Raw genomic sequence first — 13,876 nt, 5'->3', positions numbered from 1 at the left:
TCTGATCAGATGGACTCTTTCAAAATCGGTAGCGACCGAAGTCGGCCAGAAATAACGGCCTATTTCAGACCTTCCCTAACAGCTTTGGTGCTTGCACTTGTGGTTTTCGTGGCCACTGCCCTGACCGGTGTAGAGGTCGACTATGTCAATCTCCGTTATGTCCTGGGAGTATGCTTCATGAGCGAAATCATACGAATCATTCTGCACGTACTGGCAGACCGAGCCGCATGAACCCGAAGATCAAAGAACGGCAAATCACATGGGAAGTGCACCAGGCGCTCGTTGCCATGGACGCCCGTGTGGCGTAGCGCTATCCAGGGCTGATCGCTGAGCCGGTGAAAACACCAACGAGCCATCACATTGACATGACACTGCAGCCTTCTAAGCTAAAGGCTTCATCTCCTTCACGGACGAACAAGCATGACGCTTCAGCGCCCCCTTTACCTGCTCCTGATGGCGGTCCTCGTCAGCGGTTGCGCCAATATGTCGGCCCCAAGGCATATTGCAGCCGCCTCTTGCAACGATGGCCGGGCAAGCTCCATCTGCCTGCTCGACCGCCTGCAACTGGAATACGAGTCCTACAGTACGGGGGCCGCCAAGAGTCAGGCGGCCAGTGACGGCCTCATGTTGGCCAGTGCCGCGATAGGCGCGATAGGTGCGGCGGTGGGCAGCGGCTCCGAGCTGTACAAATCCGCTGGAGCCATCGGACTTTCCGCGCTCGGTTTTTCCACCTATGGCAACTTCAAGACTCAGGATCGACTGGTACGGGAAGCGAACAACCGCCTTGCGTGTGCCAGACCCAACCTTCAGAAGCTGTTGGATGCCGCGAAAGACAAGCCCCCCCTGCTGGAGCGCTTGCAAGAACACTCATCCGACTTCAAGGCAAAACTTTCACCCCCTAAAAGCAAGGCCCTGCTAGCCAGCCTGCAAAAAGACAATGGCGCCACCTTTCTGTCTGCGGCGAAAAATCTCGTCAACCTGCAGAGCAATACGGATAACGCACTGAAAATCCTCAACACGATCAACTCGAACGCCACCAGGCTGATCATCAAGTTGCAGGACGACGTCACCAAGCAAATCAACGAAGAATCCTTCGATATCGAGAAATCGATAAAGGTAATCGCCACCAAAACCAAGCTCCCAACCACCGATGCATCAGGACAGACAAAAGCTTCCGCTGCAAGCAACGCCTTGTCGGCTGAATATGTAATAGACACCTACAACGCCTTCATCCACTGCATGGCAGGAGAAGAAAACCCCGAGGAGGGCTGAGGTGTACTTGCCACCACGCCGCAGCCTACAGCCATGACTAATCGATTGGCAGAGGAGCAACCTCTGCCGATCAACGCCCTCCCCATTGCGAAGCGATACCTTCTGGACAAGCCACGCCCGTCGCTCGATGCGAACTTCTGCGCTGCCCGCCTCTCAACCCTGATGCATACCGCGTTCTGCAACGCGATCATTCAGCCGCGCCCCTGTGGCGCATCAGCGGAGGTTTCGGGATGAGTACGAATCTGCAAGGCAAGAAGGTGCTGTTCATTACCGCCAATACGGGCATCGAGCGCGACGAGTTGCTCAAGCCCATGCAGGCGTTGAAGGATCAGGGCGCCACGGTCACCCATGCCAGCATCAAGGGCGGCCAGGCCGAGACCTGGCTGCAGGACAAGGAGAAGGACGTCAGCGTGCAGTCGGATACGCAGATCGCCGGCCTCGCTGCACCGGACTATGACCTGCTGGTGATTCCCGGCGGCACGGTGAACGCCGATACCCTGCGCCAGGACGGCGATGCCCAGGGCCTGGTGCAGGCGTTCCGCGAAGCAGGCAAGCCGGTCGCAGCGATCTGCCATGGCCCCTGGCTGCTGATCGACGCCGGCGTGGTGCCCGGCAAGGTGCTGACCTCCTATTCCAGCGTGCGCACCGATCTGGTCAACGCCGGGGCGGAGTGGGTCGATACCCAGGTACAGGTCTGCCCGGGCCAGAACTGGACGCTGATCACCTCACGCAACCCTGGCGACATACAAGCCTTCAACGAGGCATTGGGCAAGGCGCTGCTGGCGGCCTGAGGCTGAGCGCACGGACAGGCTGCCGCCATGGCGCACCGACCTTGTGGTGGCAGCAGCGCAAAGTGTTAAACGAGTCGAATTACCGGCGATACGCGGTCGCGAGAACTCTTGAGCCCTGCTAGGGTCTTCATGACTCGCCCCACGACTACGAAGGGAACTCGTATGGCCAAGCCTGCCGCCCGCTTATCCGATACCCACGCCTGCCCTCTGCCCGGTCACGGTTCCAACCCCATAGCGGTTGGTTCAGCCGATGTGCTGTTCAACAACCTGCCCGCTGCCCGCGTCGGCGACAACAGTAGCTGTGGCGGCGCCATCACTCAGGGAGAAGGCACCATCCTGGTCAACGGCAAGCCGGTCGCCTTCCTCGGCAGCCCCACCAGCCATGGCGGCAGTATCGTGACCGGCTCGGGCGACATTCTGGTCGGCTCGTCAGTGAGCACCGCCCCCTTCACGGCCCCGGCGCCGATCCCCAGTCAGTTCGACGAGCACTTCGTGCTCAGCGACAGCGATACCGGCCAGCCCTTGGCTGGTCGCCCTTACAAGCTGAAGACGGTCTCCGGCAAGGTCATCGAAGGCATTACCGATGAGCAGGGCAAGACCAAACGCGCAGCGGCCTATGCGGCCGAAGCCGTGTCCGTCGAGTTCGAGCCACAAAGCGAAATCTTCATCGGTTGAGATCAGGACATGTCGAGCGCCGAACCAGTCGTTGCACAATCGAACCTGAGCCCAGCGAGCCAGACGCAAGGCACGCCGGTTCAAGCCAGGCTATTCAAGATCACCGACATTCCAGACGCCATGGAGGCCATCGACTGGCCGGTTTCCGCCGCGCTGATGCGCCACTGGTTTCAGGGGCAGCCCTGGCCGACGGCAAATGGCGGCATGTCGACACAGGTCAAGGAGCACGCCGAGTGGCCACCGGCGCAGTACATCGAGGAAAGCATCGTCAAGATGAGCTGGGTGGCCAGCTTCGACAAGGTCAAACCGGTGCTCGCCGAGCTGCGCCGAAGCTGGAACAACGCCGCCGCCATGGGGCAGATTCGCAAGCATCTGCTCGCAGCCTATGGTGACAAGGCCCCAGGTTGCTACCCCCTGGTGTTCCCCAACCTGGCCAGTGCGGTGGAACGCTTCGGCTACTTCAACTCACGCGCCATCACCTTTGCCAAATGGGGCAGCGAAGGCCTCGACGACCTGCGCGGAGCACTGGCGGACTTCAACCTGCGGGTGGCAGCCGAGGGCGAAGTGCAGGTGTATGCCGAGCGCATCGAATTTCAACCACGAACCCTGCTGTTCTACGCCGAGGACAACTACGACTTCAACGACGATGGCACGGTGTTCAGCCAGCCGCTGGGCTTCTGGAACTTCGATGGCATCGCCCCCAGCCTGCTGCAAGCTTTCGCGCACAATGCCGGTGTGGATGCGGTCTCCCAAGGCATCATGCAGCAGTCGTTGTTCGGCATGAGCGCGGAAAACCAGAGGCGCTACATGGATGAACAGAGCAAGCGCTACATGCTCGTGCTCAACAGCCACTTCGCCGAGTACCGAACCCGGTACAACAAAGGCGGCGATTTCCGCGTGTTTTCCGATCTGCTGCGCGAGCCTTTGCCGCCTGGCACCTCCGCCATCACCATAGCCAAGCCCTGACATGAAGAAGATCCTCGTCGCAGCCTGCGGCCTTTTCGCGGCATTTGCATTGTTCCTGGGCTGGAGCCTGAACGAGGCGTTCGACGCGCCGGCCTCGGTTTCCCTGGTCAGCCCGCAAGGTGGCCATCTGATCGAAAGCGTGCCGGTGCGTGGTCTGCTCGGCCCTGGCGGCGGCCTGTCGTACCTGCGCATCGTCGATCGCCAGGATCCGACCCAGGTGTTTCGCAGCCCGCTCTACCTCAGACAATCCGTGGACATGCGAGCCAGCGAGGATGAACAGACCCTGGGGGTGACCTGGATCGAGTTCGACAAACGTGAACGGCGCTTCGTCCTCAGCATCCCCCAATGGCGCCCGGACTGGCGCAACCTGTTCATCAGCAACACGCCTTATGAGGTGGTGCCCAACGGTTGAACCGCCCCCCGGCGTTCAGCGGTCGTCCCAGGGCCAGGTCATATCCTCGGGCGTGAAACGCTCACGGGTGTCCATCCGTACCCCTCGCAAGGCCATGCTCTGCAGGTGCGATTCATACAGGTTTGCCGAGAAATAGCTGATCAGGATGCTACGCCGCCGTGCGCCACTGGGGTTGAGGCTGCCGGCATGCAGCAGGTCGACATCGAACAGCAGAATGTCGCCCGCGCGCCCCGCTAGCTGAATGACAGCGGACTCATCATCGAAGTCGACCTCTGGCGCGCCGGGCAACGGGCGATGACTGCCGGGCACCAACCGGGTCGCGCCGTTGTCGGGGCCGTAATCGTCGAAATAAGCCAGTGCGTGGGCAATATCCCCTGGCCGCTGAGCCGACAGATCACGATGCAGACGCTGGTGACCACGGCCTGCCAGGGGCTCGCGGCCTTCCACCTGAGCGAGAAAGAAGCGCTCACCGATCAATTCCCCTACCACGGCCAGGACCTGCGGCAAGCGGCACACGGCCTGCACGCTCGGGTCGTCATCCAATAGCGAATGACGGTAATCCGTACCGCGCGGTACGGGCCACTGATCAGCCGGTTTAACCCCGGCATCGAAGGCGGCGCGCAGGCCATCGAGACACTCGGGGGCGATGGCCTGACGCAGCAGGGTATAACCATCACTGTGAAGTCGTTCGCGTTCGAGCACGGCGTCTAGCCCTCTCCTTTGTCGGCTGCCCATGGCACAGAACAATGGCATGGGCAGTCAAGCCTTGCAGGCGCTTTATCACGGCACAATTCGACCAATTCATCAGGCAATCACGCGGCGCATCCCAGCAAGTTGGCTTATAACTAAACGAGCGTACCAGTGAGATATCGGCCCCGACCTCGAGTAGCTACAGGCTCGCAGGTCGGCGGATCTCGAGATGGAACTCAGCCTGTGGAGCCGAGCGACTGCCAAGCCATGTCGAATACAACCGCACGTCCCCATCGCTTCACCCACTATCTTTACGCCATGCTGGCTGTGGTGCTCATGCTGGGCCTGGCATTCGCCGTGCTGCTGCATGAGCAGATCAGGTATCAGCAGGCGGTCGAACAACGGCGACTCTCTCTGAATCTGGCCGAGGAGTTGCGCCAGTCTTCGGCGGATCTGGCGCGCATGATGCGCAGTTACGTGATCACTGGCGAGCGCCGCTACCTCGATCACTTCGACAGCGTGGTGGCCATCCGCGATGGCCTGCGGCCACGCCCTGCCCATTACAACCTGGCCTACTGGGAGCTGAAGGCCATCGAAAGCCCAGACGCCCATGCCAACCATGAGAACCGGGGGGAAACCATCGCTCTGATCGAACTGATGCGCCGCACCGGTTTCACCGAGGGGGAGCTGAGCAAGCTCATCGAAGCCAAGAAAAACTCGGACGCCCTGGTCGAGATCGAAAGAACCGCCATGCAACTCGCCGATAGCGAACCTCGTCAGCCTCACAACCGTGACAGGGCATTGGCGCTTCTCGCCGATCAACACTTCATCACGCTCAAGGCCAAGGTGATGCAGCCGATCATCGAAGCGCAGCAGATGATCATCACCCGCACGCAGAACGCGGTGGACATGGCGCAGCAGCGCCTGTCGATCGCCACGCTCTTCCTGTTCGTCATGTGCGGTACGCTGCTGGCCCTGATCCTGCTGCTCGGCAGAGAGATTCGTCGGCTACTTGGCTGCTCGATACAGTATCTGCAGCACACCCTGAATCGACTCGGACACGGCGACTTCCTCACCCCCATCAAGGCGCAGGACAACAACAGCGTGCTGGGCTGGATCGCGCGCACGCAACGCCAGTTGGCCTCGCTGAACCTGATGCACTTCAAGGCCCTGGTCGAATCCTCCGACGACGCCATCATCAGCAAGAGCACCGAGAGCATCATCGCCAGCTGGAACGCAGGCGCCGAACGCATGTTCGGTTACAGCGCCGACGAGATGATCGGCACCTCGATTCGCCGCCTCATCCCCGAGGAGCGGGCCTTCGAGGAAGATGAAATCCTCGAGAAAATCACCCGGGGTGAAAAGGTCGAGCATTTTCAGACTCAGCGCCTGCACCGTGACGGCCACCTGATCGACATTTCCGTGACCATTTCCCCCATCTACAGCGAGGATGGTCGCATCATCGGCGCGTCCAAGATCGCCCGCGACATCTCCAGCGCCAAGGCGGCGCAAGCCGAGATTCACCAACTGGCCTTCTACGATACGCTGACCGGCCTGGCCAACCGACGCTTGCTGCTCGAGCGGCTGACGCAGGCCATCGATCGCTACAGCCGCGACCAGGCGAGCTTCGCGGTACTGTTTCTCGACCTCGACAACTTCAAGCAGCTCAATGACACGCTCGGCCACGAGGCCGGTGATGCCCTGCTCGAAGAAGTTGGCCAACGCCTGCAGGACACCCTGCGCAAGACCGATACGGCAGCGCGCCTGGGCGGTGATGAGTTCGTGCTGCTGATCAACCTGCACCAGTCGTACATCTGCGACAACCAGTGGCTGCTCAGCGTGGTGGAGAAGGTAAAGACCCGCATCGCCGCGCCCTACTCGATCCATGGCACCGCGCACAGTTGCACCACCAGCATCGGTGGCGTGATCTATGCCGGCCAGGATTGCACGGCCATGGAACTGCTGAGCCAGGCCGATCAAGCGATGTACCAGGCCAAGCGCCAGGGCAAGAACCAGTTCCACCTCTATGACGGCGAGTAGCGCCATCGCCGATCCGAGCTGAGCCAAATCTGCCGGTTCTGAGCACGTCGGGATTTCCGCATAAAACGTTATGGTATAACATATTTTATTGATTCGACTTGTCCCGGTGCAGCCCAGCCCGGGATCAAGAGGCGCGCATGACGACTCGACGACGAATCCGCTGCCAACGCGAAACAACCTCTGCCCAATCAAGCAAGACAACCACTAGGAAGACCCATGAAAGCCACCTCGGCCTCTCTTGCCGTTCTGACTGCCCTGGTCACCACCGACCTCCACGCGGCCTCTGCAGGCGACTCCACCATCTCGCTCGGCGAGCTCTACGTCACCCCCAAGGAAAGCGGCACGCTGCGCACCGACAACATCCTCACCTCGGTCGACATCATGGGCAGCGACAAGATCGAGGACAAGAACGTGATGAACAGTTGGGAGCTGCTGGGGCAGATGCCCGGCATCCAGCTGACCGAAACGCGCATGGGCGCCGAATCCGGCAAGGTGACCTTCCGCGCCTTCAATGGTGAGGGCTACATCAATGGCATCAAGACGCTGATCGACGGCATTCCGAGCAACGTCAACAGCGGCAACCAGCGCTTCATCGACATGATCTTCCCGCTGGAGCTGGACTACATCGAGGTGGTACGCGGCACCAATGACCCGCGTTACGGCCTGCACAACATTGGCGGCAACGTCAACATGGTCACCCGCCAGGGCGGCAATTACACCGACGGCCGCGTAACCTACGGCAGCTTCGACACCCGCGAAGTGCAACTGGCGTTGGGCCATGAGCAGGGCAACTTCGCGCAGAACTACTTCCTCGCCAAGCAGGACTCGCAGGGCTTTCGCGAGCACAGCGAATCGAACAAGTACTCGCTCGGCGGCAAGTGGTTCGTCAGCGACGACGAGCAGAGCATGAAGCTCGGCGTGATCGCCCGCCTCTATCACCACCAGGCAGAGGAACCCGGCTTTCTCACCGCCGAGCAACTGGCCGCCAGCCGCACCCGGTCGCCGGCCAAGAACGCCAATGACGGCGACGACCGCGACATGAAGCAGCTCAGCCTGCATGCCGACTTCCAGCTCAGTGACGAGCTCGCCCTGAGCAACAAGCTGTACTACAACAGCTACGATGATGACCGCAAAGTGACCTTCACCGATTACCCGCTGGGCAATGCCCCGCGTCAACGTCGCCAGTGGCAGGAACGCCAGACCGGCATGCTCAGCAACCTGACCTGGCGTGCCCACGAGATGCTCACCCTCGACGGTGGCATCAACTACGAGCAGCAGAACAACGAGTACCGCCGCTACCGCTACAACTTCAGCATCCCCACCGACTTCGACGCACCGCCGGCGCGCATCCAGAACGACGACCACTACACCCTGTACAACACGGGTGCCTACATACAGGCGATCATCCAGCCCATCGAGCAGTTGAAGATCATCCCGGCGTACCGTGTGGACACCTTCTCCGGCAACACCGAACTGGCCAATGGCACGAAGGCCGAGCTGCAGGATTACGGCTGGATCAGGCAGCCCAAGCTCAGCGTGGTGTACAGCATCACACCGGACATCAACGTCTACGCAAACTGGGGCCGTACCTTCCAGATTCTCACCGGCTCCGATAAACCGGCCTACCTGACGCCCGGCCAGGCGGCATTCAAGCCCTCGATCAACACCGGCAAGGAAGTGGGCGTGAAGTTCAAGCCCTTCGCCGACTCCGAAGCCCGTATCGCCGTGTGGCAGCAGGACGCCACCGATGAAGTGGCCAACATGCCCAGTACCGGCACCACCGTCGGCCTGGGTGAAACCCGTCGGCGCGGCGTCGACATGCAGCTCACCGTGCAGGTCAACGAGCAGTGGACTGTGTGGGGTTCGCACGCCATCCAGGAAGCCAAGGTGGTCAGCGCCTTCACCGCAGGCGGCCAGTCGCTGGCCGGCAAGGAAGTGTTCTCCACCCCGCGCTATATCAGCAACCTCGGTGCCGACTACCAGTTCAACGATGCCTGGCGCTTCGGCCTGCAGGCCCGCGCGCAAGGCGACTACTACATCGACGAGTTGAACCAGCAGGGCAAGTACGGCGGCTTCGCGGTGCTCGATGCCAACGTGCGCTACCAGCTCAGCGACACCACCAGCCTCGACCTGCAATTGAAGAATCTGACCGACCGCGAGTACGAATACGTGTGGTTCGACAACTTCTTCTGGGGTGGCGATGACCAGCCGATGTTCTCCCCGGCGCCAGGCCGCTCGGCCTACCTGTCGGTCAACATGAAGCTGTAAGACAGAAACGCTGAAAACCGACCCGTAGGGTGCGCCGTGCGCACCACTGGCTACCGCGAAACAGCCGGTGCGCGCGGCACAGCCTACGACAGGCGCCCTCAGAGGTACTTCAACCAGCGAATGTCCCGTCGCCGCGCCTTGAGCCGCGCGAACCATTGCGTGGGTGGGAACAGCAGCACCGCCAGCAGCAGCGTCGCAGCCCAGAGCCAGGCCACCGAATCGAAGCCGAAGTAGTGCCCCTGGTTCGCCCCCCAGATGGCGAAGGCGCAGATGTAGAGCAGCTTGAGCACGTACAGGTGCAACAGGTAGAAGAACATCGGCGCGCTACCGAACACGGCCAGTGTGCGCACCACGCGGCCAGCGTTGTGCCGCTCGAAGTACGCCAGCAACAACAGGCCAATGCCCAGGGTCAGCGCCAGGAACAGCAGCGACGGCGGATACTTGGTGACATTGAACAGCCCCATCAGGGTCTGCTGCCAGGTGGCCTCGACCGCCCAGGGCTTCTCGCCATAGACATTGGCCAGGCGCAGTACCACGAACACACCCAGCGCGGCAAAGCCGAACCTGCGCAAGGCTTGCAGGCGTTGCGCAGGCTCATTCGACCAGCGGAACCAGGGCCCGATCACATAGCCCAGAGCAATCACGCCGATCCAGGGCAGCAACGGGTAGGAGGTGCGCAGGCGCAGCGAGTCGGAAAATTCGAGCCAGCCCCGATCATGCAACACCGCCCAGGGGAGGTGCATGGCCGACTCGGGCGGGAAATGCAGCCCATCGAGCAGGTTGTGCCCGGCCACCAGCACCAGGCCCAGCGCCGCCAGCAGCGTGCGCGGCAACCACAGCAGCAACGACAGCGCCAGCATGCTCAAGCCGATGGCCCAGATCACCTGCAGGTAGATCACCGTGGGCGGGAACTGGAAGGTCCAGGCGAAATTCACCAGGGTGAATTCCAGCACCACGAGGAACACGCCACGCTTGAACAGGAAGGCGCTGGTCGCCGCACGGCTCATCTGCTTTTCGCCATAGAGAAATGCCGAAAGCCCGGTGAGCAGGATGAACACCGGCGCGCACAGATGGGCCAGAGTGCGGCTGAAGAACAGCGCAGGGTCGGTGGCCGTCACGTCCATCGGATCACCTACCTGCTGATGCATGTAGAAGGTTTCGCGGACGTGATCGAGCAACATGAAGAGAATGACCAAGCCGCGCAGGGCATCGATCGAGAGCAGGCGATTGGAGGACATGGAAGGCTTCGCGTAGACCGGAAAAGATAACGTAATACTGTAACTTTTTTCCGAGCGTTCGGCTCGATCGAGATACAGCCTGCCGCGTCTTTTCCGCTATCCCCGACCTGAACGAAGCATGCCCCAGGCAGTCGGAACAGCAGGAATCGCCACGGAGTTTTTACCCATGCTGCCCAACCGTGCCCTGCTTTGCGCTTTTTCCATGGCCTTGCTCAGCCCGCTGGCCGAGGCCGACGAGCCCTTGCGCATCCACAGCCTGCAACGCTGCGGCGACCTGCTCGCGCAGGAACGCCAGGACTGGTGCCTGCAGGTGCGAGGCCTCGGCGAGAAGCTGCCCCGGCTGCACCTGGGTGAGCAGATCCTGCCAGCCTCGGCGGTCACACGCAGCCACGACGGGCTGCGTCTTAGCCTCGATAGCCGTGAGCAGCAGAGCGCGCCGCTCTGGCTGGAAGACGGCCCACGCGCCAGCAACCCGGTATGGCTGTCGCTGCACCGCAGTCATGTACTGGCCGCCGGCCCCGATGAGGTGGCGAAGAACATGGACGGCCTGACCACTTACGTCGATCTGGTCAGCCTGCTGATCGAGGAAAGCCACGACGGCCTCGACGAGGCCAGGCGCCTGGCGAAGAAATACGACGCCCAGGTGGTTGGCGCAATCCCGCCGCTGAATGTCTACCAGTTGCGCCTGCCGGTGCACAACCTCACCGAACGCGATGCCCTGGTGCTGCGCATCGGCAATGAAACCAGTGTCGACGCCGTGGTCGTGGAAGAAAGCGCCCCTGAACGTGGCGAAGAAGCCGAGGCGGCACATGATCCCAAGCCACAACCGGAAAGAAACTCCGAGGAATGGGCGGCAAACCGCTTTGCCGATGCAGTGAACTACTACCAGCGGCGCATTCGCGCCGACGCAGCGCCCATCGAACCCAAGCCGATCCGCATTGGCGTGATCGAGCGCAACGTCGATTTCGATGCCCCTGATTTCGCCGACTACCTGGGCGCCTGTCCGCAAGGCGAAGCGCGCACCTGCCTCTACGCCCGTGATGCCGAGCGACCAGACAACCACGGCAGCACGGTGGCCGGCATTCTCGCCGCGCACTGGAACAAGGGTGGCAACACCGGATTTCTGCGCGGCCTGGACAAGGCCAGCAACGGCTTCGAGGTCATAGTCGAACGCAACTCCGATGCCGGGATCACGGCCAATATCGCCGCCTCGGTCAACCTGGTCGAAGACGGCGTGCGGGTGCTCAACTGGAGCTGGGGCATCCACCGCGTCGGCACACGCAATGTCGAGGGCGACGAGATCGACTCGCTGGTGCGCTCGGGTATCGCCATGAGCGGCTATGAGGAATTGCTGGAGGAATTCTTCCTGTGGCTGCGCAAGGAGCACCCGGACGTGCTGGTGGTCAATTCCGCCGGCAACGGCTCGTCCTTCTCCGGGCGCGACGAATACCGCCTGCCCTCCTCCTTCATCACCGAACAGTTGCTGGTGGTCGGCGGGCACCAGCGCAGCGAACGCCCGGACGTCGCCGTGGACGACCCGGCCTACGTGGTAAAACGCAACTCGTCGAACGTCGACATGCGCGTCGACATCACCGCCGCGGCCTGCGCCCGTGCCTCCACCCGCGAGGCCGATGCGACCGGCGACGTGCATTGCGGCACCTCCTATGCCACACCCATGGTCACCGGCGTCGTCGCCGCCATGCTGTCGATCAACCCGAGCCTGCAACCCGAGCAGGTGCGCATGCTGCTGCGGCGCAGCGCCATGACCATCGGCGGCGACTACGACTTCGAGCCGATGGATGCCGAAGACCTCACCGCCCCCATCCTGCCCTCGGAACGCAACTACCAGCTCAGCGACAAGGACGTCGGCCGCTCGGCCCGGCTGGACATGCAGAAGGCGCTGGATCTGGCGGTGCAGAGCCGGGATCGGGTGCGCTGAGGCGTCATGGTTCAACGCAGCAAGGCCGGCACCTTGCGCTGCAGCAAGCCGATCAGTTCAGGCTGCATGTAGGCGTAGTCATCGGCAATATCCAGGCAGACCACGCGCTTGCCTGCCAGGGCTTGCCGATACTGGCGCAACAGCCGGTTACGATGACGCTTCTCCATCACTAGGATCAGCGTCGCCCACTCCAGTTGCTCCCGCGACAGGCGCACCTCGGCATCAGGCGCCAGCCCGGCGGAGTCGGTTTCGACATTTGGCCAATCGGCGAAGACGCGCTCGGCCGTCGGGCTGCGCAGACGGTTGCGGCTGCAGATGAACAGCACGCGGATCAAGTCTCGGACACCCGCTCGTATAGCTCCATCGGCTCCACCTTGCCCTGTTGGCCGCACTCGCCATGCCCCAGGCCGAGGTGGCGGAAGCCGGCCTTGAACAATACGCGCCCGGATTGCGGATTGCGCGCCAGATGGCTGGCATACAGGCGGCGCAAGCGTAGCTGCTGGAAAGCGAAGTCCACCAGCGCCTTGCAGGCCTCACTGGCGTAGCCACGGCCCCAATAGGGCACGCCGATCCAGTAGCCCACCTCGGCCTCGCCGCGGGCGATGTGCTCGAGCGACATGCAGCCAACCAGTTGGCCACTGGCGGATTCGCTGATGATGAAATTGGCCGCGGCACCACTGGCCCAAGCCTGCGCACAGCGTTCGATCCACTGCTGCGCCAGCTCCGCCGGATAAGGGTGGGGAATGCTGCGGGTCACCTCGGCAATCCGAAAATCCCCCGCCAGGCGCTGGATGTCGGCGGCATCCTCGGCGTGCGGCGCACGCAGTGTCAGGCGTTCGGTCTCGATACGATGCTCGTCCATTTCCCTCTCCCGGCGGCCCTCAGGCCGGAGAAGGCCCGATGGGGTAGAACTGCCCACTGCTCCAGACGCCCAGCCAGGGCTGCCCGTCGATCTCGCGCTGCACCGCCAGTTCCACCAGTTGATAGAACACGTTGCGGTGAATCAGGGCTTCGAGGTTACGCCGCACCAGAATGTACGGCGAGGGCTCCTGTGTCGCAGGGTCGAGTTCGACCCGGATGGGGTGCTCGGCATCTGCGACGACTTCATCCTCGACATTGGTGGTGAAGCGTAGCACCTGCGCCTCGCCCTCTCCTTCGACCTGCAGAGTCACGGCGACGAAGGGCGCATCCTCCACCTGAATGCCCACCTTCTCCACCGGGGTGATCAGGAAGTAATCGTCGCCATCGCGGCGAATGATGGTGGAAAACAGGCGCACCATGGGCTTGCGACCGATGGGCGTACCCAGGTAATACCAGGTGCCATCACGGGCGATACGCATGTCGATATCGCCACAGAAATCAGGGTTCCACAGGTGCACCGGGGGCAGGCCCTTGCTTTCCCCCTTGGGAATCTGTGCCAGCAGGTCGCCGGCCTTGCCTGGATCGCTCATGCTTCCTCCTCGTCCACATTGCTACGAGTCGACGAGCATACACCGCGGGAGGGGCTTTAGCAGGCCGTTGAAAAACGTAGGCGAGGCAGCCAGTGCAAGGCAAAAACAGCCGAAAAAGCGCAGTTTACGTGTTG

At 62.0% G+C, this 13,876-nt stretch carries 14 protein-coding genes; 9 read left to right on the top strand and 5 right to left on the bottom strand.

Annotation, left to right across the window (positions count from 1 at the left end):
- The 6 genes from ACSVIK_RS25615 to ACSVIK_RS25590 form a co-directional block, all read left to right on the top strand.
- Positions 1 to 231 (top strand): hypothetical protein (locus ACSVIK_RS25615; protein WP_442446947.1); only part of this gene is annotated, 231 nt, incomplete at its 5' end.
- Positions 232 to 420: 189 nt separating this feature from the next.
- Entirely contained in the window at positions 421 to 1,272 is an 852-nt protein-coding gene (locus ACSVIK_RS25610; protein ID WP_442446946.1) for a hypothetical protein, read from the top strand.
- Between the two features lie 230 nt (positions 1,273 to 1,502).
- A complete protein-coding gene (locus ACSVIK_RS25605; protein WP_277372612.1) occupies positions 1,503 to 2,063 on the top strand; it encodes a type 1 glutamine amidotransferase domain-containing protein in 561 nt (186 codons plus the stop codon).
- A 162-nt stretch (positions 2,064 to 2,225) separates the two neighbouring features.
- The gene (locus ACSVIK_RS25600) at positions 2,226 to 2,738 is read left to right on the top strand and encodes a PAAR domain-containing protein (protein ID WP_442446945.1); all 513 of its coding nucleotides are present in this window, start codon (positions 2,226 to 2,228) and stop codon (positions 2,736 to 2,738) included.
- A gap of 9 nt (positions 2,739 to 2,747) precedes the next feature.
- Positions 2,748 to 3,704, top strand: a complete 957-nt coding sequence (locus ACSVIK_RS25595; RefSeq protein ID WP_442446944.1) for a DUF6402 family protein — start codon at positions 2,748 to 2,750, stop codon at positions 3,702 to 3,704.
- 1 nt (position 3,705) lies between these two features.
- Positions 3,706 to 4,116: a hypothetical protein gene (locus ACSVIK_RS25590; RefSeq protein WP_442446943.1), complete on the top strand. Its 411-nt coding sequence runs from the start codon at positions 3,706 to 3,708 to the stop codon at positions 4,114 to 4,116.
- Positions 4,117 to 4,131: 15 nt separating this feature from the next.
- On the opposite strand, the gene ACSVIK_RS25585 is transcribed toward ACSVIK_RS25590, so the two are convergent.
- On the bottom strand, positions 4,132 to 4,818 hold the full coding sequence (locus tag ACSVIK_RS25585; RefSeq protein WP_442446948.1) for a phytanoyl-CoA dioxygenase family protein: 687 nt from the start codon (positions 4,816 to 4,818) through the stop codon (positions 4,132 to 4,134).
- A gap of 255 nt (positions 4,819 to 5,073) precedes the next feature.
- Here ACSVIK_RS25585 and ACSVIK_RS25580 point away from each other — a divergent pair, with 255 nt between their 5' ends.
- Together ACSVIK_RS25580 and ACSVIK_RS25575 are read left to right on the top strand one after the other, a co-directional pair.
- Positions 5,074 to 6,846: a diguanylate cyclase domain-containing protein gene (locus tag ACSVIK_RS25580; protein ID WP_442446942.1), complete on the top strand. Its 1,773-nt coding sequence runs from the start codon at positions 5,074 to 5,076 to the stop codon at positions 6,844 to 6,846.
- 216 nt (positions 6,847 to 7,062) lie between these two features.
- Positions 7,063 to 9,114 carry a TonB-dependent receptor gene (locus ACSVIK_RS25575; RefSeq protein ID WP_442446941.1) on the top strand — a complete coding sequence of 684 codons (2,052 nt, stop codon included), beginning with the start codon at positions 7,063 to 7,065 and terminating at the stop codon, positions 9,112 to 9,114.
- A 98-nt stretch (positions 9,115 to 9,212) separates the two neighbouring features.
- On the opposite strand, the gene ACSVIK_RS25570 is transcribed toward ACSVIK_RS25575, so the two are convergent.
- A complete protein-coding gene (locus ACSVIK_RS25570; protein WP_442446940.1) occupies positions 9,213 to 10,352 on the bottom strand; it encodes a DUF1624 domain-containing protein in 1,140 nt (379 codons plus the stop codon).
- 166 nt (positions 10,353 to 10,518) lie between these two features.
- On the opposite strand from ACSVIK_RS25570, the gene ACSVIK_RS25565 reads away from it, so the two are divergent.
- Complete coding sequence (locus tag ACSVIK_RS25565) at positions 10,519 to 12,291, top strand: S8 family serine peptidase (RefSeq protein ID WP_442446939.1); 1,773 nt, start codon at positions 10,519 to 10,521, stop codon at positions 12,289 to 12,291.
- An 11-nt stretch (positions 12,292 to 12,302) separates the two neighbouring features.
- Here the strand turns inward: ACSVIK_RS25565 and ACSVIK_RS25560 are convergent, their stop codons facing one another.
- Genes ACSVIK_RS25560 through ACSVIK_RS25550 form a run of 3 tightly spaced genes read right to left on the bottom strand, consistent with a single transcriptional unit; the run spans position 12,303 to position 13,742 of the window.
- Positions 12,303 to 12,626 carry a low molecular weight protein tyrosine phosphatase family protein gene (locus ACSVIK_RS25560; protein WP_442446938.1) on the bottom strand — a complete coding sequence of 108 codons (324 nt, stop codon included), beginning with the start codon at positions 12,624 to 12,626 and terminating at the stop codon, positions 12,303 to 12,305.
- The gene (locus ACSVIK_RS25555) at positions 12,623 to 13,153 is read right to left on the bottom strand and encodes a GNAT family N-acetyltransferase (protein WP_442446937.1); all 531 of its coding nucleotides are present in this window, start codon (positions 13,151 to 13,153) and stop codon (positions 12,623 to 12,625) included. Before ACSVIK_RS25555 ends, ACSVIK_RS25560 begins: the two co-directional genes overlap by 4 nt.
- A gap of 19 nt (positions 13,154 to 13,172) precedes the next feature.
- On the bottom strand, positions 13,173 to 13,742 hold the full coding sequence (locus ACSVIK_RS25550) for a DUF1285 domain-containing protein (RefSeq protein ID WP_442446936.1): 570 nt from the start codon (positions 13,740 to 13,742) through the stop codon (positions 13,173 to 13,175).
- Positions 13,743 to 13,876 lie beyond the last annotated feature (134 nt).

It is taken from the genome of Pseudomonas sp. NCHU5216, from assembly GCF_052156495.1.
Taxonomy (GTDB): Bacteria; Pseudomonadota; Gammaproteobacteria; order Pseudomonadales; family Pseudomonadaceae; genus Aquipseudomonas.
Note: the sequence above shows the minus strand (reverse complement) of the source record. Positions and strands in the feature narration are given on the sequence as shown.